18 protein-coding genes are annotated in these 17,915 nt (G+C 50.4%); 16 read left to right on the top strand and 2 right to left on the bottom strand.

Features of this window, described 5'->3' with window-relative positions:
- Positions 1 to 432: 432 nt before the first annotated feature.
- From rpmH to mnmE, 6 genes are all read left to right on the top strand, one after another.
- Positions 433 to 567 carry a 50S ribosomal protein L34 gene (gene rpmH, locus ACOQOZ_RS14420; protein ID WP_068657478.1) on the top strand — a complete coding sequence of 45 codons (135 nt, stop codon included), beginning with the start codon at positions 433 to 435 and terminating at the stop codon, positions 565 to 567.
- Between the two features lie 30 nt (positions 568 to 597).
- Positions 598 to 990 carry a ribonuclease P protein component gene (rnpA, locus tag ACOQOZ_RS14415; protein WP_420588850.1) on the top strand — a complete coding sequence of 131 codons (393 nt, stop codon included), beginning with the start codon at positions 598 to 600 and terminating at the stop codon, positions 988 to 990.
- A complete protein-coding gene (yidD, locus tag ACOQOZ_RS14410) occupies positions 950 to 1,246 on the top strand; it encodes a membrane protein insertion efficiency factor YidD (protein WP_420588849.1) in 297 nt (98 codons plus the stop codon). The genes rnpA and yidD overlap by 41 nt, the downstream gene beginning before the upstream one ends.
- Positions 1,247 to 1,248: 2 nt before the next feature.
- Positions 1,249 to 2,961: a membrane protein insertase YidC gene (gene yidC, locus ACOQOZ_RS14405; protein ID WP_420588848.1), complete on the top strand. Its 1,713-nt coding sequence runs from the start codon at positions 1,249 to 1,251 to the stop codon at positions 2,959 to 2,961.
- A gap of 102 nt (positions 2,962 to 3,063) precedes the next feature.
- A complete protein-coding gene (locus tag ACOQOZ_RS14400; protein WP_420588847.1) occupies positions 3,064 to 3,828 on the top strand; it encodes a substrate-binding periplasmic protein in 765 nt (254 codons plus the stop codon).
- Positions 3,829 to 3,900: 72 nt separating this feature from the next.
- Positions 3,901 to 5,295, top strand: coding sequence for a tRNA uridine-5-carboxymethylaminomethyl(34) synthesis GTPase MnmE (gene mnmE / locus ACOQOZ_RS14395; RefSeq protein ID WP_420588846.1), 1,395 nt, complete (start codon positions 3,901 to 3,903; stop codon positions 5,293 to 5,295).
- An 89-nt stretch (positions 5,296 to 5,384) separates the two neighbouring features.
- On the opposite strand, the gene ACOQOZ_RS14390 is transcribed toward mnmE, so the two are convergent.
- Together ACOQOZ_RS14390 and ACOQOZ_RS14385 are read right to left on the bottom strand one after the other, a co-directional pair.
- On the bottom strand, positions 5,385 to 6,227 hold the full coding sequence (locus tag ACOQOZ_RS14390) for a metal-dependent hydrolase (protein WP_420588845.1): 843 nt from the start codon (positions 6,225 to 6,227) through the stop codon (positions 5,385 to 5,387).
- A 130-nt stretch (positions 6,228 to 6,357) separates the two neighbouring features.
- Positions 6,358 to 7,005 (bottom strand): DsbA family protein, encoded by a 648-nt coding sequence (locus ACOQOZ_RS14385; RefSeq protein ID WP_420588844.1) that lies wholly within the window; start codon positions 7,003 to 7,005, stop codon positions 6,358 to 6,360.
- 125 nt (positions 7,006 to 7,130) lie between these two features.
- Between ACOQOZ_RS14385 and ACOQOZ_RS14380 the strand changes: the two genes are divergently transcribed.
- The 10 genes from ACOQOZ_RS14380 to ACOQOZ_RS14335 all read left to right on the top strand — a co-directional run bounded on the left by ACOQOZ_RS14380 (position 7,131) and on the right by ACOQOZ_RS14335 (position 17,737).
- Positions 7,131 to 8,009, top strand: a complete 879-nt coding sequence (locus ACOQOZ_RS14380) for a hypothetical protein (protein ID WP_420588843.1) — start codon at positions 7,131 to 7,133, stop codon at positions 8,007 to 8,009.
- Positions 8,010 to 8,379: 370 nt separating this feature from the next.
- Positions 8,380 to 10,278: a tRNA uridine-5-carboxymethylaminomethyl(34) synthesis enzyme MnmG gene (gene mnmG, locus ACOQOZ_RS14375; RefSeq protein ID WP_420588842.1), complete on the top strand. Its 1,899-nt coding sequence runs from the start codon at positions 8,380 to 8,382 to the stop codon at positions 10,276 to 10,278.
- A gap of 246 nt (positions 10,279 to 10,524) precedes the next feature.
- Positions 10,525 to 10,827, top strand: coding sequence for a type II toxin-antitoxin system RelE/ParE family toxin (locus ACOQOZ_RS14370; RefSeq protein WP_420588841.1), 303 nt, complete (start codon positions 10,525 to 10,527; stop codon positions 10,825 to 10,827).
- 9 nt (positions 10,828 to 10,836) lie between these two features.
- A complete protein-coding gene (locus tag ACOQOZ_RS14365) occupies positions 10,837 to 11,139 on the top strand; it encodes a HigA family addiction module antitoxin (RefSeq protein WP_420588840.1) in 303 nt (100 codons plus the stop codon).
- Between the two features lie 115 nt (positions 11,140 to 11,254).
- Positions 11,255 to 11,470: a hypothetical protein gene (locus ACOQOZ_RS14360; protein WP_420588839.1), complete on the top strand. Its 216-nt coding sequence runs from the start codon at positions 11,255 to 11,257 to the stop codon at positions 11,468 to 11,470.
- A gap of 166 nt (positions 11,471 to 11,636) precedes the next feature.
- Entirely contained in the window at positions 11,637 to 12,014 is a 378-nt protein-coding gene (locus ACOQOZ_RS14355; protein WP_420588838.1) for a MerR family transcriptional regulator, read from the top strand.
- Between the two features lie 108 nt (positions 12,015 to 12,122).
- Positions 12,123 to 13,280, top strand: coding sequence for an isovaleryl-CoA dehydrogenase (locus ACOQOZ_RS14350; protein WP_420588837.1), 1,158 nt, complete (start codon positions 12,123 to 12,125; stop codon positions 13,278 to 13,280).
- Positions 13,281 to 13,310: 30 nt separating this feature from the next.
- Positions 13,311 to 14,921, top strand: a complete 1,611-nt coding sequence (locus ACOQOZ_RS14345; RefSeq protein ID WP_420588836.1) for a carboxyl transferase domain-containing protein — start codon at positions 13,311 to 13,313, stop codon at positions 14,919 to 14,921.
- 10 nt (positions 14,922 to 14,931) lie between these two features.
- Positions 14,932 to 15,735, top strand: coding sequence for an enoyl-CoA hydratase/isomerase family protein (locus ACOQOZ_RS14340; protein ID WP_420588835.1), 804 nt, complete (start codon positions 14,932 to 14,934; stop codon positions 15,733 to 15,735).
- Position 15,736: 1 nt separating this feature from the next.
- Positions 15,737 to 17,737 carry an acetyl/propionyl/methylcrotonyl-CoA carboxylase subunit alpha gene (locus ACOQOZ_RS14335; protein ID WP_420588834.1) on the top strand — a complete coding sequence of 667 codons (2,001 nt, stop codon included), beginning with the start codon at positions 15,737 to 15,739 and terminating at the stop codon, positions 17,735 to 17,737.
- The last annotated feature ends 178 nt before the right edge of the window (positions 17,738 to 17,915 follow it).

Genomic DNA, 17,915 nt, shown 5'->3' with positions numbered 1-17,915 from the left:
CGTTTGTTGCCGGATTTCTTGTGGATAAGCGCCTTAAAAAACTGCGCATGGAATTGAGGACATCGTGCTGACGAATCCGCGCTGTGTATAAAAGGCCATTTCATACACCAGATCCTCCCAGATAATTCTAAGCTTAAGCGCAGCTAATACCTGACTTATGATTCGTTTAAGGTATTGTTTTATATAGGTTTTTTTTGGTTTTCCACAGAAAGTCGGTCCCTAAGAAATAAAAATAACGAACTTCTATCTTCTTTTCTTCAATACATATTCATTCATATTTTCTTATTCAGAGTGAGACAGAAAAGTAAAAAAACAGGCTTTGAGAAAATTCATGCATTTGAACAAAAATTCACCATTGCTATTGGTTTGCCTTTCTCATACAATTGCCGCCCTCAAAAATTTGGCTATTCACTTAACTAGAGTGACAGTGTTATGAAACGTACTTTTCAACCAAGCGTATTAAAGCGTAAGCGTACTCACGGTTTCCGTGCTCGTATGGCTACTAAAAACGGCCGTCAGGTTCTGGCTCGTCGTCGTGCAAAAGGCCGTCACGTTCTGACTGCTTAATTGCCCGGTTACTCCTGATAACTTCGATCAATGTCCGAGTTTGAGTTTTCCCGACAACTGCGTTTATTAAAACCAGCCGAGTTCAAACGAGTATTTGATAATACGGAGTTACGTGGGAGTACTCCCCAAATGCTGGTGCTTGCATCGGCAAATGGGCTTGATCATCCGCGAATTGGCTTTGTATTGGCGAAAAAGCAAATCAAGCATGCGGTGCAACGTAATCGGGTTAAACGACTTGTCCGCGAGTCTTGCCGATTAAATCAGCATCAATTGCCTGCTGCAGACTTTGTCATTCTGGCCCGTTCCGGGATCACTGAGCTGGACAACCAGCAAATACGTGAGATGATTGACGCCCTTTGGTTCAGATTGAAGCGCCCATCCCATGGCAGACCATCCAACGGCAAACGCAAAAAGCGGCGTTAACCCTATCGCCAGACTTATGCTCGCCTTCGTTGCAGTCTATCGCTACGCAATCAGTCCCTTATTCCCCAGTCGTTGTCGTTATTACCCAACTTGTTCAGCTTATGCCGATGAAGCCATTCGTCGATATGGTGCTTTGCGTGGTGGTAAGTTAGCCTTACAGCGATTGCTCCGGTGCCATCCGTGGGGTTCCCATGGTGTGGATCCGGTACCTGATTTATCCAACCCTCAATCCAACTGTTGTCAACGGAAAGCCTGATCATGGATATCCGCCGTACGGTTATATTTATTGGCTTAGCCATAAGTACTTACTTTTTAATTCTCGCCTGGAACGATGACTACGGTCAGAACGCTCAGGTTAATGCGCCAATCGCGGCGGTTTCTGATGCTCAGGATGCTCCTGTGCCGGTTGAAGCCGTACCTGCAGCAAATGCAGACGCCGGTGCTGATGTTCCTCAGGTGGATGCACCTGAAGTTGCGCCTGAACAAATCGATGTGGCTAAAGCTGACGGTCAGCTGGTTCAGGTAAAAACCGACGTATTACAGGTAACCATTGATCCACGTGGTGGCGAAGTGGTGCAGGTATTACTGCCAGCTTATCCGGCTTCTATTGAACAGAAGGATGTGCCTTTTGTTCTGATGGAAGAAAACAGCCGTCGTACCTATGTTGCCCAGAGTGGTTTATTGGGTAAAGACGGTGTCGATGCTAAAGGTCCTGCGCTGTACAGCGTTGCAGAAACCAACTACGAGCTGGGTGCAGATGCTACCGAGCTGACTGTGGTACTGAGCACGGCAACCGACAAAGGCACGGTCGAGAAAATCTTCACCTTCCGTCGCGGTGACTACCTGATTGATGTGACTTACCGCATCAACAACACCTCAGATCAGAACTGGCAAGGCGTGTTTTATGCACAGCTGAAGCGTGATAACTCGGCTGATCCGTCTGCCGGAAACAGCATGGGTATGCAGTCTTACCTGGGTGCGGCACTGACCACCAAAGAAAACCGTTACGAGAAAATCGGTTTTGACGATCTGACTGAAGCGCCATACAAGTCAGTTCAGCAAGGTGGCTGGGCTGCGATGCTGCAACATTACTTCCTGGCAGCCTGGATTCCGGCTCAGGATCAACCGCATACCTACAACGGCCGTTCGGTTAAAGGTAACAACGTCTTTGGTTTCTACGATGCGCCAACCACGGTAGCTCCGGGTTCTATTGGCGAAGTGGGTGCTTCTTTATACGTTGGTCCTAAAGATCAGAAGCACCTGGCAGAAATCGCTGAATATCTGGATCTGACCATCGACTATGGCTGGTTATGGTGGGTAGCTAAGCCATTGTTTTCAGTTCTCAACTTTATTCAGTCTGGTGAGATCAGCGTTTTTGGCTGGTTTGATATCGATTTAGGCGGTGGTGTTGGTAACTGGGGTGTGGCGATTATTATTCTGACCATCCTGATCAAACTGGCATTCTTTAAGCTGTCTGCTGCGTCTTACCGCTCCATGGCGAACATGCGTAAAGTGGCGCCGAAGATGCAGGAGATCAAAGAGAAGTACGGTGATAACCGTGAGAAGCTAGGCCAGGAAATGATGGCTCTGTACAAGAAAGAGAAGATCAACCCACTGGGTGGCTGCTTACCAATTCTGGTTCAGATGCCGGTATTCATCGCCCTGTACTGGGTACTGATGGAGTCGGTAGAGCTGCGTCAAGCGCCGTTCTTCCTGTGGATTGAAGATATGTCGGTGATGGATCCATACTTCATTCTGCCACTGATCATGGGTGCTTCTATGTTTATTCAGATGAAGCTGAACCCAACACCGCCAGACCCGATGCAGGCGCGTGTGATGCAGTTTATGCCAATCATCTTCACTATCTTCTTCCTGTGGTTCCCGGCTGGTCTGGTACTGTACTGGGTAGTGAACAACATTCTGTCGATTGCACAGCAATATGTGATCACCAAGCAGATTGAAAACAGCTAAACCTTACGGTCAATCGGTGTTTGTTGCGCCGATTAACCGCTAAGCTGGAAAGGCCTCTGAGAGATCAGGGGCCTTTTTTATTGATCAGAAAGCAGACCTCAGATGTTTCGTTATTGGATTTCTACCTTGCTGTTGTTGTGTTGTCTCAGTCTTGAGGCCGAACAAAGTGTAGAGAAAATCACCATTTTGCGCAGTCAGGATGACTGGGGGCCGAACGAGTTTATCGACAGTAACGGCCAGTTAGCGGGTTACCACATTGATTTGATTAAACTGGTGGCAGCCGAGTTAGGCGTTGAGGTCGAGTTTGTTTCGATGCCCTGGAAGCGGGTATTAAACTCAATGCAGGATGGTCTGGCCGATGCCGTCAGCTATGTTATCCACACCCCGAACCGTGAATATTTCCTGATTTATAAACCCGGCAATGTCATCAGCCAGGGCAGTTCCCGCTTTGCTTATCTGAAAGACAGTGGCTTTCACTACGACGGCGATCCGGAGTCGGTTAAAGATCTCAGAATTGGTGTGATCAACGGCTACAACTATGGCAAACAGTTCGAACGTGAGCGGTTTAATCAGCTGATTGAGCTCAATAGTGGTCGCCAGCAATTACAAATGTTGTTGGGAAAACGAGTGGATCTGATCTTAGTGAATATTGAACATCTGAGGTTTAAATTTGGTCACACTGCCGGTTTTGACCAGATCGAAACCGCCGACATCAGCAGCGTCAGTAATGACATCTACCTGGCCTTTTCCAGAAAGCGTGGTCACGACAAACTGGCAGAGCGTTTTGCTCGTGTTATTCCACGTATTCGTGCCAGCAAAGCCTTTAACCAAAAGGTAGAGCGCTATTTCCAACAGCCGGCTGACTGAGCCTGTCGGCCCGCAGCATCGCTTGATGTACAATGCCGCAACTCTTTTATTCAGTCACACCCGGAAATCACTATGACCACTGCTGTTCACCAGGACACCATCACCGCTGTTGCCACCGCTCCCGGGCGTGGAGGCGTTGGTATTATTCGTGTATCCGGTGAGTTAGCACTAACTGTGGCGGAAAAGATCCTCGGTTTTCAGCCTAAGCCACGTTATGCCCACTACGGCCCGTTTACGGCGGCCGATGTCACGGTACTGGATGAAGGCATTGCTCTGTATTTCCCTAATCCGAATTCCTTTACCGGTGAAGATGTACTGGAGCTTCAGGGTCACGGTGGCCCTGTGGTACTGGATCTGCTGTTAAAAGAAGTGGTGGCACTGGGATGTCGTCTGGCGCGTCCGGGTGAGTTCTCTGAGCGCGCTTTCCTCAACGACAAAATGGATCTGGCCCAGGCCGAAGCTATTGCCGACCTGATTGATTCTGCCTCTGAGCAAGCGGCTCGTTGTGCGTTACGTTCGATGCAGGGGGAATTCTCGAAAAAGGTGCACAGCCTGCTCGATCAGTTGGTCCATTTACGCATGTATGTTGAAGCTGCCATCGACTTCCCGGAAGAAGAGATCGATTTTCTCTCTGATGGCAAAGTTTCCACGATGTTATCCACAGTCGACGGTGAATTAAAATCCGTGTTGCAGGAGGCCAATCAGGGGGCTCTGCTGCGTGAAGGAATGAACGTGGTGATTGCCGGGCGTCCAAACGCTGGTAAGTCCTCACTACTGAACGCGTTGGCGGGTCAGGAACGAGCGATTGTGACTGATATTGCCGGTACCACCCGTGATGTTCTGAAAGAGCATATTCATATTGACGGAATGCCGCTGCACATCATAGATACCGCGGGTTTGCGCGATGCACCGGACGAAGTGGAACGTATCGGAATTCAGCGTGCCTGGGCGGAAATCGAGCAGGCCGATCGGGTGTTGTTGATGATTGATTCGACCACCACCGAAACGGACCCTGAAGCTCTGTTACATGCCCTGTACGATGAGCAGGGATTGGCCTCTGAAACCGATTCTTTGCTGGCATCTGGTCGCCTGACAGTGATCCGCAATAAGGCGGATATTTCAGAAGAAAGCATGGGGTTATCCACAACCGGGGATTTCCCGACGATTACCCTGTCAGCCAAACACAATCAGGGCGTTGATGATCTGCGCCAGCACCTGAAAGACGTGATGGGTTTTGAAGCCGCGTCCGAAGGTGGTTTCCTCGCCCGTCGTCGTCATATTGATGCGCTGAATCGTGCCCAGGAAGCGCTGGATTTTGGTCGTCAGCAGCTCGAAGGCATGGCGGCAGGTGAGTTACTGGCGGAAGACCTGCGTATGGCACAACACGCACTGAACGAAATCACCGGTGAATTCACCGCCGATGATTTATTGGGTGAGATCTTCGGCAGCTTCTGTATCGGTAAATAACCGGGCTTAGAGAGATTTTCGGCAGAAAACAAAAACGGGGCTTAATGCCCCGTTTTTTGTTTGCTGTTGTTATCGGCTCTGGCTGATGGTTAAACCGCTTTGTAAGACTGAGCTTCGGCGATCCAGCTTTCCAGATATTCACGGTTATCGTGATCCCACGGATGGAAGCCCGGGCGATAGTAGTCGAGATAGTTCTTAAAGATGCTGCGGGTCAGGCCACCTTTACCGAAGTAGAACTTAAAGCCATCAATCCAGGTGGACGGCTTGAACAGGTTGCCGTCTTTCCATAGGAAGATGCCCTGTACGATGCTGGCGCGCAGACAGAACATAATGGTGACAATCAGCATGTTAAACACGCGGCGGAAGTAACCACCTCCAACGGCCTGGTAAACATCAAAGGCAACCGCTTTGTGCTCGGTTTCTTCGATTGCGTGCCAGCGCCACAGCTGTTTGAAGTTCTCATCCACACCATCTGAACGTTCCGGATTTTCCAACAGATCATGCGCCATAATCGCGGTGAAGTGTTCAACCGCGCAGGTGACGGCTAACCGATCAATCGCCGGAATCCATTTTTTCATCAGACGTTTTTCTTTCTTCTCAAAGGCTTCAACCTTCGAAGCCGGATAACCCATGCTGTCGAGATATTCGTTAAACAGGTGGTGTTCGTGGCCGTGAATCGCTTCTTGTTTGATAAAACCTTTGATCTGCTCCAGCAACTTGGGGTCAGTGACCTTATCTTTGTTGTCACGCACCGCGTCGATAAACATGCGCTCGCCTTCCGGGAACAGGCATGACAACGCATTCATATAGGTGCTTTTAAAGGCGTTGTTGTCGTACCAGTAACGTGGCAGCTGCTTCAGATCGAATTCGAAATGCATCTTACGGCCGGGTATTTCCATATTACGGCTGATCTGTTGGGCGCGGCTGCTCATGGTTGTTTTCCACAGGTTGAAGTGAGGTGAGTACTTTAGTACTGAATGGCCATCTGGCACAGGTTGCAGCAAGACAGTCTTACTCCATCGCGGCTTATTCAGATGGCGCTTGTGAACACGGAATTGTTTATCAGTTTTGCTCAGCTGCCAGTGCTGCCATAGCGTGTTCTATCTGCTGCATCATCGAATCCGGGTTTTGATAATCGATGTTGATCGACGCGATCTGTTGGTGATTGTGCAACGCCAGAGACGGGAAGGAATTGAGCCCAAGCTGACGTGCCTGCTGGACTTCTTGCTCCAGCAATTGATGTTGCTCAATGGCCTGCATCCGTTCGCTGAAGACATCGGCCGCGATGCCAATATCTGTGGCGCATTGGGTGAGAGTATCCAGATCGGACGGGTTCTTTGCCTGCAAATAGTAAGCTTGCTGGATCTGGCTGATCATCGCTTCTTCCTGGTCGAACTGACGAGCCACCATACAGGCGCGGCAAGCAGGATAGGTTGAGCGCCGGGGTTGGCACTGCTGCCAGAAATCGAAGTTAAATTCGGTGCCCAATTGTTGCTGAATGGCGCTCCACACCGATTGCAGTTTGCTCTGCATCTCGACGGGCATTGGCTGATCGTTGTCCGGTGCTAAACCACCCGTGCGATATTCAATGGTTAAGGTCCCCTGCTCTATCAGCGGCGCAAGTTGCTGTTTTAATCTGGCCCAGGTTGGCTTAAATCCCCAGCACCAGCTGCACATCGGGTCGTAACAATAGATCAGTGTATAAGGCATGAGGTGCAACTCCGGTTAAATCAGACGATAACAACAGAACCTGTTGTTGCGAATTTGTTCCCTAACGCCAGCAAAACTCCGGCCGATAGCTATCTTTAGAGAGTAATGTTTGTAGCGGAGTTTCTGTGAAATATCTAACCCTATTCGTTGTTGTACTGCTGAGCGCCTGTATTGCGGAAGACGACAAGAAAGACTCAGTCACCAATAAAGATGGCGAAGACATCAGTTCCCAAACTCAGGATCTGAATGGCTTCTGGTCGGGCCAGTTTAACCAGGCCGGCGATGTCAGGTTCCTGATTTTTAATGGCGATGTGTATGGTTTCGACGATAAAAACGGCTTCGCTGGCACAGTCACATTTGATGCCAATACGCTGGAAGGCAAGTTCACCCTGGCAGGACGCGCTTTTTCTGAGGAAGACACGGCTGCCAAGCAGTTTGTCGCCGAAGGTGGCAGCGCGGTGGATTATGAAATGTCGCCACTGTTAACCACGGTTAAAGCCAAATCGGACACTTTGGTGGGCGATTTCAGCAGTGGCGCCGGCAGTTCGCAGCAAAACGGCACCATTCTGTTAACCAACGATGGTACCTGGCCAAACAATTCATCCTTGTCGTCACTGCAGGGGAAATGGACTGCAACCGGCTTCGAACTGTATGTGCAGCAAGCAACGGATAAATCGGTATTTGAAGGTATTGCGCTGGGCGACAGCGGTGGTGGTTGTACCTTCAGTGGTGATATTACCATTATCGATAAAGATTACGCCCTCTACCGGGTGGCACTACGTGAGCGTAAAAACTGCAAAGGCTTTAATACCACCGCTGCGACGGGCTATGCCGCTGCGACGGGCTATGCCGCTGTGAATAAAGATAAAGAGCTGGAGTTCTACCTTAAGAAAGGTGATGACCAACTATTTATGAAATTCACTGCACCGTCGTCTGGTTCAGATGACAGCAGTGAAACGCCAGCAGAAGGCGGTGATACCCCGGCACCAACCCTAACGCCATAAAATTTATCTTCACACTTGTGGAAAACCTTGTGTTTTCTCAGCTTAAAACCCGGGCAAAGCCTGGGTTTTTTTATGCATAAAGTTATGCTTCAGCCTGTTGATAGTAACTTATCTACAATTGTATACAGCTTTACGCACAGTCTAAGTATTTGTTTTTATTGAATAAGGTAGAAATAAAAACAGTCTGTGGGGAAAAATTAACACAGCAGAAAACGCCATGTGGATAAAGTGGATAACTTTGATGGTTAAAATTTGTTCAATGCTATGCCCTATTGATTGCACTCCTGATATAATGCGCGCCCTTTTCGCTCAGCTGAGTCTATGAAGCAGCTATAAAGTTGGGCGCAAACAACAAGATTTGAGGTGAGTTGTGGATTATCCGGTTCGGTACGATGTGATTGTGGTTGGCGGCGGACACGCTGGTACAGAGGCGGCGCTTGCGGCGGCACGTACCGGTTGTAAGACGTTGTTATTAACCCACAACACCGACACCGTGGGCGTGATGTCCTGCAACCCGGCGATTGGTGGTATTGGTAAAAGCCACCTGGTGAAAGAGATTGATGCCCTGGGCGGCGCCATGGCGCGCGCTACTGACCAGGCCGGTATTCAGTTCCGTACCCTGAACAGCCGCAAAGGTCCGGCCGTTCGTGCGACTCGTGCCCAGGCTGACCGTGCGTTATACCGCACCGCCATTCGTAACATCGTTGAGAACCAGGACAACCTGGATATCTTCCAGGCCTCCTGTGATGACCTGATAGTTCAGGGTGACGGCGTAGGTTCAACCGCTTGTGGTGTGGTGACCAATACCAATATGCGTATTCACGCCACTACTGTGGTGCTGACGGCGGGTACCTTCCTCGGTGGACTTATCCACATTGGGATGGAAAACCACAAAGGTGGCCGTGCTGGAGATCCACCGTCGATTGCTCTGTCTGAGCGTCTGCGTGAAATGCCGTTTAATGTTGGTCGTCTGAAAACCGGTACTCCGGCGCGTATTGATCGTCGGAGTGTCGACTTCTCCGTGATGCAGGAACAACCGGGTGATACGCCGCTGCCCGTGATGTCCTTTATGGGGTCGGTGGACGAGCACCCTGAACAGGTCAGCTGCTATATCACCCACACTAACGAGCAGACCCACGACATTATCCGTAACAACCTCGATCGTTCGCCTATGTATGCCGGTGTGATCGAAGGCGTTGGTCCACGTTATTGCCCATCGATTGAAGATAAGGTGATGCGTTTTGCCGATAAAGACAGCCACCAGATCTTTGTTGAGCCGGAAGGCCTGAACAGCAACGAGTTATACCCGAACGGGATTTCTACCTCGCTGCCATTTGATGTGCAGTTGGATTTAATCCACAGCATGAAAGGTTTCGAAAACGCCCATATTACCCGTCCGGGCTACGCCATCGAATACGATTATTTTAATCCGCAGGATCTGAAGCACAGCCTGGAAACCAAGTTTGTGAACAACCTGTTCTTCGCCGGTCAGATCAACGGCACCACCGGTTATGAAGAAGCCGGTGCCCAGGGCCTGCTGGCGGGAACAAATGCCGCATTACGGGCACTGGAAAAAGACGCCTGGATTCCACGTCGTGATCAGTCTTACATCGGTGTATTGGTCGACGACCTGATCACCATGGGGACCAAAGAGCCGTACCGTATGTTCACCAGCCGCGCGGAATATCGCCTGGTACTGCGTGAAGACAACGCTGATTTACGCTTGACGGAAGTGGGTCGTAATTTAGGTCTGGTCGATGACGAACGCTGGGCGGCTTTCTCTGCTAAAAAAGAAGGCATTGAACGCGAAGCCGAACGTCTGAAAACCACCTGGGTTCAGGCTGGTACCGACGAAGCGAAACAGCTGGAAGAAATGGGTGAAGCCGCGATTGCCCGTGAATATAACTTGCACGATCTGCTGAAACGTCCGGGTCTGAATTATTCACAGGTCGCTAACCTAAAAGGCGAAGCAGTAGCCGATACTCAGGTAGCTGAGCAGGTGGAAATCCAGGCCAAATACGACGGTTATATCGCCCGTCAGCTGGAAGAAATCGAACAACTGCGTCGTTACGAAAACACCAAGCTGCCAACCGATCTGGAATACGATGCTATTGGTGGTTTATCCAACGAAGTAAAACAGAAGTTGCAAACGGTACAACCAGAAACATTGGGTGTTGCTTCACGTATTTCCGGTGTGACTCCTGCAGCGATCAGCCAGATTCTGATTCACCTGAAGAAGCGTAAGCTGGCGAATCAGATGACTGCGTAAGATCTGGAATATTGCACATGATGAAAAATGGCCGGTTAATCCGGCCTTTTTTATGGGTCAAGTAAAGCAGCTCTGTGCAATATAGTGCTCAATACCGACGGTAAACCTGAGGAATGTGCAGTAAATTGCATCTATCAATTTGTTTGTTTAGAGCCAGATTTCAGAAAGTCAGCTGAAATCATTCTGGTTATTCTATATCGAGTGTTACCAAATAGGTTACACTTTGCAAATCAACAAGGAGTGTTGATGGCGATCAAAAGCTTTAAGAGTAAAGCGCTGAAGCGATTCTGGCAGGGAGACCCGAGCAAGGTGCAGCCGAATCACATCGGTAAAATCACCGATATTCTATCTACTATGCATGCAACTCATAATCCCCAGGACCTCAAGGCGGTTTTCCCGTCTTTGGATAGTAAGAAAGGTTCAGGGCTTGGCGTTTTCAGCATCCAGGTAAACGGAAACTGGCGTATTACATTTGAAATTGAAACGGATGGTGCGGTATTAGTGGATTATTGCGACTACCATGGCAAGCAGATCAAAGCGGTAAAATAGGGGAAATTTATGAGTACATCCGAGATGGTTGAAGCCCCGAAGTTTAAGCCTTCCCACCCGGGAGGTGTGTTTAAACGTCAGTTGTTAGAAAGTTATGAACTGAGTATTTCTGAAGCTGCCCGGCGTTTAGGCGTTTCCCGTAAGCACTTAACTAACTTCTGTAATGAACATGTCCCTTGCTCTCTGGATCTGGCTCAGAGAATTGCAGCTGCAACCGGGTCCGGGGTAGCCATGTGGATTAATCTGCAGGCTAACTACGATACCTGGATAGCAGAGAACAGTGAGGCTCCCGAGGTTAAAGCGTTTGCCTGAGCCTGACATTCGGCACATCTGCCCCGCTTCGAATCACCCGGTTTTGATACTCGTCAAAACCGGGTTTTTTATGTCCGCCATACTAGTCTCCTGATTGCTTAAAGAGGTAACGACCATGAGCGGTGAACTACACCTGATTAAAGAGCTGCTGGCAGAACTGGATGACAGCACGGATAAACAGCTGAATCCTCAATATGCGGAAGACTTATTATTCACCGAACTGCTGACCCGTTTAGGCCAGCGTCGTAAAGCATCCGACATTCTGCAGCAGGCGCAATATCATCTGGATAATCTTGATCAAGATGAGTTTGTGGTTACCCGCGGCTGCTGATAACTCTCGGCCTGTGCTGCTTCTGCTCAGCTTAATCAAGTCGTTCTGAGCAGAACGGACACCCCATCTGCACGTTTTTCACTCTTTTCTCGTCCCTTTCTTTCGCTTAAGGTTTACGTTAACGTAAAGGTAACTTTGAGATTGTATTAAGTTGCCTGAGAGAGCTATGAGCCAGACCTACAGCATCCGCGATTTGGCGGATGAGTTTGATATCACCACCCGCACCATTCGTTTTTACGAGGCTGAGGGCATGTTGCAGCCACAACGTGAAGGCCAGACGCGGATTTATTCGCCCCAGGACCGGGTGACACTCAAACTGATTCTGCGTGGTAAACGGCTAGGTTTATCGCTGGCTCAGAGTCGTGAGTTGATTGAAATGTACACCCCGGGCCAAACGCCCGAGGCTAACCGGCCACAGTTGGAAAAGCTGCTGGCGGTGATTGAAGACCGTCGTGCGCATCTGCGTCAACAGTTACACGATATCGAGCGCATGATGGAAGATTTGGATGATGCGGAGCTGAAAGCACGGGAAGCGCTTTCCTGAAACTATCTGCGTTATCACCTGATTAACCGCCTCGCTAATAAGTGCGGCGGAAAAATAAAAACAAAAATCACAATTTAGATTTGGGCAAAACCCAACAGGAGTTTGACTATGAGCGATTTAAATTTCGGCTTAGGCGAAACCATCGATATGTTGCGCGACCAGGTGAACGGCTTCGTTCAGAGCGAGCTGGCGCCAATCGCGGCTGAGGTGGATAAGGAAAACCGTTTCCCCAATGAGATGTGGAAACGCTTTGGTGACCAGGGTCTGCTGGGCATCACCGCAGAAGAAGAATACGGCGGCGCTAACATGGGTTATCTGGCCCATGTAGTTGCGATGGAAGAAATCTCCCGCGCTTCCGCCTCAGTTGGCCTGTCTTATGGCGCCCACTCCAATCTGTGTGTAAACCAGATTTCCCGCAACGGTAGCGCTGAACAAAAAGCCAAATACCTGCCAAAACTGATCTCCGGTGAGCATATTGGTGCGCTGGCGATGAGTGAACCAAACGCCGGTTCTGACGTGGTGAGCATGAAGCTGCGCGCCGACAAACAAGGCGACAAATACATTCTGAACGGCAGCAAGATGTGGATCACCAATGGTCCGGATGCCAACACCTATGTTATCTACGCCAAAACCGATATCGAAAAAGGCCCACACGGGATTACTGCCTTTATCGTTGAGCGCGACTTTAAAGGGTTCAGCCGTGGCACCCACCTCGACAAGCTGGGCATGCGTGGTTCCAACACCTGCGAACTGATCTTTGAAGACTGTGAAGTGCCGGAAGAAAACATCCTGGGTGGTTTAAACCAGGGCGTGAAGGTGCTGATGAGTGGTCTGGATTACGAACGTGTGGTGCTGTCTGGCGGCCCAACCGGCATCATGATGGCCTGCATGGATATCGTGAAACCTTACATCGTTGATCGTCAGCAGTTTGGTAAGTCGCTGGGTCAGTTCCAGCTGGTACAGGGCAAACTGGCGGATATGTATACCAATATGAACGCTTCCCGTTCTTATCTGTATAACGTCGCTGCCGCCTGTGATCGTGGCGAAACCACCCGCAAAGACGCGGCTGGCGTAATTCTTTATACCGCTGAAAAAGCTACCCAAATGGCGCTGGATGCCATCCAGTTATTGGGCGGCAACGGCTATATCAATGACTTCCCGACCGGGCGTTTATTACGGGACGCCAAGCTGTATGAAATTGGTGCCGGTACGTCTGAGATCCGCCGCATGTTGATCGGCCGTGAAATGTTTGAAGAATTGAAATAACCCCAGTACTGCGAGAACGAGGTAAGCGTTATGCCAATCATTCAGACGCGTCTGGATACACATTCACCCGACTACGAAGCCAACCGCGCCCATATGCAGTCGTTGGTTGATGACCTGCGCGATAAGCTCGCCACCATCCGTGAAGGTGGTGGAGAAGCATCGATGCAGCGCCATATCAGCCGTGGAAAATTGCCGGTACGCGAACGTATTCAGCACCTGCTCGATCCGGGCAGTGGTTTTCTGGAAATCGGCCAGATGGCGGCCTTCGAAGTGTACGAAGGTGAGCATGTTCCTGCCGCCGGAGCCGTTGCCGGTATCGGTCGGGTTAATGGTGTGGAGTGCATGATTGTCGGTAACGACGCCACGGTAAAAGGTGGCAGTTATTACCCGCTGACGGTGAAAAAACACCTGCGCGCTCAGGCGATTGCTGAGCAAAACCGCTTACCTTGTATTTATCTGGTGGATTCCGGCGGTGCTAACCTGCCGCGCCAGGATGAAGTATTCCCGGACCGCGAACACTTCGGTCGTATCTTCTTTAATCAGGCCAATATGTCGGCCAAAGGTATTCCACAAATTGCAGTGGTAATGGGCTCCTGTACTGCTGGTGGTGCTTATGTTCCGGCGATGGCAGACGAAGCCATTATTGTGCGTGAACAAGGCACTATTTTCCTGGCGGGCCCACCGCTGGTGAAGATGGCAACGGGTGAAGAAGTGACGGCCGAAGAGCTGGGTGGTGGTGAATTACACACCACAGAATCCGGCGTAGCTGATCATCTGGCGGAAAACGATGCCCACGGTTTGCAGCTGGCGCGTAACGCAGTGGATCGTCTCAATTGGCAAAAGCCACAGCAGATGGATCAACGCGAGTCGGTAGAACCTAAATACCCCGCGGAAGAACTGTACGGCCTGATTCCTCAGGATACCCGCCTGCCTTACGATGTGCGTGAAGTGATTGCCCGCTTAGTTGATGGCTCAGAATTTGATGAATTTAAAGCCCGTTTTGGCACCACGCTGGTCACTGGTTTTGCCCGGTTATACGGCATGCCGGTGGGCATCGTCGCCAACAACGGCATTCTGTTCAGTGAAGCCGCGCAGAAGGGAGCGCACTTTATTGAGCTATGTGCCCAGCGCAAAATCCCACTGATTTTCCTGCAAAACATCACCGGCTTTATGGTTGGCCCGAAATACGAAGCCGAAGGTATCGCCCGTCATGGCGCCAAGATGGTCACCGCCGTGGCCTGTGCCAAAGTGCCTAAGTTAACCCTGGTGATTGGTGGTTCCTTTGGCGCCGGTAACTACGGTATGTGTGGCCGTGCTTATGATCCGAACTTTATGTTTATGTGGCCCAACGCCCGTATCTCTGTGATGGGTGGTGAACAGGCCGCTGGTGTTCTGGCTCAGGTGAAAAAAGACGCGCTGGCTAAGAAAGGTGTTGAATGGCCGGACGACGAAGTCGAAGCCTTTAAACAACCGGTACGTGACACCTACGAAAAACAAGGCCATCCGTATTACAGCTCTGCCCGTCTGTGGGACGACGGCATTGTTGATCCGGCTGACAGCCGCCGGGTATTGGGTCTGGCGTTATCCGCTTGTCTGAATAAACCGATGGAAGACACGCAGTTTGGCGTGTTCCGGATGTAAGGAGGCGGATATGGAACCAAATTCTTTAAACACAGTTGCTTTAAATATCGAAGGCGGAATTGCCCGCTTAACCCTGAACCGCCCGGAAGTTCATAACGCTTTTAACGCCGAAACCATCTCAGAGTTACGCGAAGCGCTGGCCAGCCTGGCAGCGGACGATGCTGTACGGATTTTGGTGTTACGCGGCGAAGGTAAACACTTCTGCGCCGGTGGTGATCTGAACTGGATGAAGTCGCAGAAAGAGGCGTCGCTGGAAGAAAATCTGGCTGATTCTGGTCGTCTGGCAGACCTGCTGGATGAACTGAACTCCTTCCCGAAACCGACCATTGCTGAAGTTCAGGGGGCTGCTTTTGGCGGAGCTCTGGGTCTGATCAGCTGCTGCGATATGGTGGTGGCATCGGATGATGCGCGCTTCTGCCTGAGTGAAGTGAAACTGGGCCTGAGCCCGGCAACCATCAGCCCTTATGTGATTGCCGCCATGGGCGCGCGTCAGGCTCGTCGTTATTTCTTAACCGCTGAACTTATTAATGCCGAAAAGGCATATGAAATCGGTTTGATACATCAAATTGTTTCACGTGAAACGTTATCGGAAGTGACTTCTGGCTGGATTAAAAATCTGCTGAATAACGGCCCACAAGCCATCGCTGCTACCAAACAACTGATTCGTGACGTCAGTAATAAGCCCGTCGACGATGAGTTAAAAAATTACACCTCAGAACTGATTGCCCATCTGCGTGTGGGTGATGAAGGTCAGGAAGGTTTAACCGCATTTTTTGAAAAGCGTAAAGCTTCATACGCAACAGGAGATAAATAATATGTTCGATAAGATCCTGATTGCTAACCGTGGCGAAATTGCCCTGCGGGTGATGCGTACCGCTAAAGCCATGGGCATTCGTACCGTGGCTTTGTATTCCGAAGCTGATCGAAAAGCTCAACATGTTTTAGCCGCTGATGAAGCCGTATGTGTTGGCCCGGCGGCGGCCAGCGAAAGTTATCTGCAAATCGATAAAGTGATCGCGGCAGCAAAACAAACCGGCGCCCAGGCAATTCACCCGGGTTATGGTTTCCTTAGCGAAAACGCGGCGTTCTCCCGCGCCTGTGCCGAAAACGGCATTGAATTTATCGGCCCTCCGGCATCCTCCATTGAAGCCATGGGTGATAAAGCCAGCGCTAAAGCCTTGTTATCCGACAGCGCTGTACCATTAGTTCCTGGCTACCACGGCGAAGATCAATCCGATGATTTGTTGTGTGTCGAAGCCGAACGTATTGGCTTCCCGGTACTGCTAAAAGCCAGCGCCGGTGGCGGTGGTAAAGGTATGCGGGTGGTGGAAAAAGCCGCTGACGTGTTGGAAAACGTCATCAGTGCTCGTCGTGAAGGTTTATCGTCTTTTGGTGATAACCGCCTGCTGATTGAAAAATATCTGCTGAAGCCGCGCCACGTGGAAGTGCAGGTGTTCTGCGATAAACACGGCAATGGCGTTTACCTGTTCGAGCGTGATTGTTCGGTGCAGCGTCGTCACCAGAAGGTGATCGAAGAAGCACCGGCTCCGGGCTTTAATGAAGACGAAGATTTGCGTCGCCGTATGGGGGAAGCCGCCCTCGCTGCTGCCCATAAGATTAATTACGTTGGTGCCGGTACGGTGGAGTTCCTGCTCGATAGTCGTGGTGATTTCTTCTTTATGGAGATGAACACCCGTCTGCAGGTGGAGCACCCGGTTACCGAAATGGTTACCGATCAGGATCTGGTGGAATGGCAGCTGCGTGTCGCAGCGGGCGAAACCTTACCTGTGACTCAGGACCAGTTGAGCGTAAATGGTCACTCGATTGAGGTGCGGATTTACGCCGAAGATGCCGACAACAGTTTCTTACCAGCAATTGGTGATCTAAGCCGCTTGCGCTGGCCTGCCGCCTGTAACTTCGACCGAACCTCCTCTATTCGTGTTGATAGCGGCGTGATCGAAGGTGATACCGTATCGCCGTATTACGATCCGATGATCGCCAAGCTGATTGTCTGGGGCGCCGATCGTAACGCTGCGATTGTTCGTATGCAGCAGGCGCTGACTGAATTGGAAATCGACGGTATTAAAAACAACCGTGACTTCCTGGCACGTCTGATGGCAGAGCCTGGTTTTATCAACGCCGATTTATCCACCGACTTTATTGATCGTCATGAGCTGGATGCCGAGCTGGATGCCGACTGGCTGTTAGGCGCACTTATTGAACTGGCTGCAGTTGAATTAGAGAGTGAAGCTCAGCCTGCGACTGCAACGTCTTCCGATCCATGGAATATCAATGATCAGTTCAGAATGAATCTGAATGCTCGCGAAACGGTTTATCTGAATACCGCTGGCGGTGATTCCTGTGTCGCCAAGGTTCAGCACCAGGCGGATGGCTCGCTTCAAATCGACATCGAAGACGAGTCTTACAGGGTTAACGGCCTGAGCCTGAATAACGCTGTTTTAAGCTACGAGCTGGATGGCAAAATTCAACGTCATAACGTCAAAATCACCGACGACGAAGCCATTGTTTGGTTGGAAAAAGCAACCAAGCGTTACGCTCGTAATGTCTGGCTTGGTGAAGGTGCTGGAGACGACCATGGTGGTTTAACCGCTCCGATGTCGGGTCAGGTGCTGGAAGTAAACGTCAAAGCTGGTGATCAGGTTGAAGCCGGTCAGGTGCTGATGATTATGGAAGCCATGAAGATGGAGCACAGCATTCGTGCCGCCGAAGACGGTGTGGTTGAGCAGGTGTTCTACGGTGCTGGCGACCAGGTGTTTGAAGGTGCTGAGTTGATTGCTCTTCAGGGTGAGGAGTAAACGAATACTGAATGCCAATGGCAACGAACATCGAGTTATCACCCGTTTTTTCAGCCGCCGCTAAATCGGCCGGTCGCAGTGTCCCACTGCTGCTTTGAAAAAACAGCTGACAACTCAACATTCTTGATTCAGCCGATTGAGACTGAAGTTGCTGACAAAAGGCGAAAGGATTTGTCGG

This window comes from Bacterioplanoides sp. (assembly GCF_965219715.1).
Taxonomy (GTDB): Bacteria; Pseudomonadota; Gammaproteobacteria; order Pseudomonadales; family Oceanobacteraceae; genus Bacterioplanoides.
The sequence above is the reverse complement of the archived record's forward strand: the minus strand, read 5'-3'. Positions and strand labels throughout refer to the sequence as shown.

Excerpts from the sequence above, each read along its gene's own strand:
- rpmH (WP_068657478.1), top strand. The coding sequence starts at position 433 with ATGAAACGTACTTTTCAACCAAGCGTATTAAAGCGTAAGCGTACTCAC.
- rnpA (WP_420588850.1), top strand. The coding sequence starts at position 598 with ATGTCCGAGTTTGAGTTTTCCCGACAACTGCGTTTATTAAAACCAGCC.
- yidD (WP_420588849.1), top strand. The coding sequence starts at position 950 with ATGGCAGACCATCCAACGGCAAACGCAAAAAGCGGCGTTAACCCTATC.
- yidC (WP_420588848.1), top strand. The coding sequence starts at position 1,249 with ATGGATATCCGCCGTACGGTTATATTTATTGGCTTAGCCATAAGTACT.
- ACOQOZ_RS14400 (WP_420588847.1), top strand. The coding sequence starts at position 3,064 with ATGTTTCGTTATTGGATTTCTACCTTGCTGTTGTTGTGTTGTCTCAGT.
- mnmE (WP_420588846.1), top strand. The coding sequence starts at position 3,901 with ATGACCACTGCTGTTCACCAGGACACCATCACCGCTGTTGCCACCGCT.
- ACOQOZ_RS14390 (WP_420588845.1), bottom strand. The coding sequence starts at position 6,227 with ATGAGCAGCCGCGCCCAACAGATCAGCCGTAATATGGAAATACCCGGC.
- ACOQOZ_RS14385 (WP_420588844.1), bottom strand. The coding sequence starts at position 7,005 with ATGCCTTATACACTGATCTATTGTTACGACCCGATGTGCAGCTGGTGC.
- ACOQOZ_RS14370 (WP_420588841.1), top strand. The coding sequence starts at position 10,525 with ATGGCGATCAAAAGCTTTAAGAGTAAAGCGCTGAAGCGATTCTGGCAG.
- ACOQOZ_RS14365 (WP_420588840.1), top strand. The coding sequence starts at position 10,837 with ATGAGTACATCCGAGATGGTTGAAGCCCCGAAGTTTAAGCCTTCCCAC.
- ACOQOZ_RS14360 (WP_420588839.1), top strand. The coding sequence starts at position 11,255 with ATGAGCGGTGAACTACACCTGATTAAAGAGCTGCTGGCAGAACTGGAT.
- ACOQOZ_RS14355 (WP_420588838.1), top strand. The coding sequence starts at position 11,637 with ATGAGCCAGACCTACAGCATCCGCGATTTGGCGGATGAGTTTGATATC.
- ACOQOZ_RS14350 (WP_420588837.1), top strand. The coding sequence starts at position 12,123 with ATGAGCGATTTAAATTTCGGCTTAGGCGAAACCATCGATATGTTGCGC.
- ACOQOZ_RS14345 (WP_420588836.1), top strand. The coding sequence starts at position 13,311 with ATGCCAATCATTCAGACGCGTCTGGATACACATTCACCCGACTACGAA.
- ACOQOZ_RS14340 (WP_420588835.1), top strand. The coding sequence starts at position 14,932 with ATGGAACCAAATTCTTTAAACACAGTTGCTTTAAATATCGAAGGCGGA.
- ACOQOZ_RS14335 (WP_420588834.1), top strand. The coding sequence starts at position 15,737 with ATGTTCGATAAGATCCTGATTGCTAACCGTGGCGAAATTGCCCTGCGG.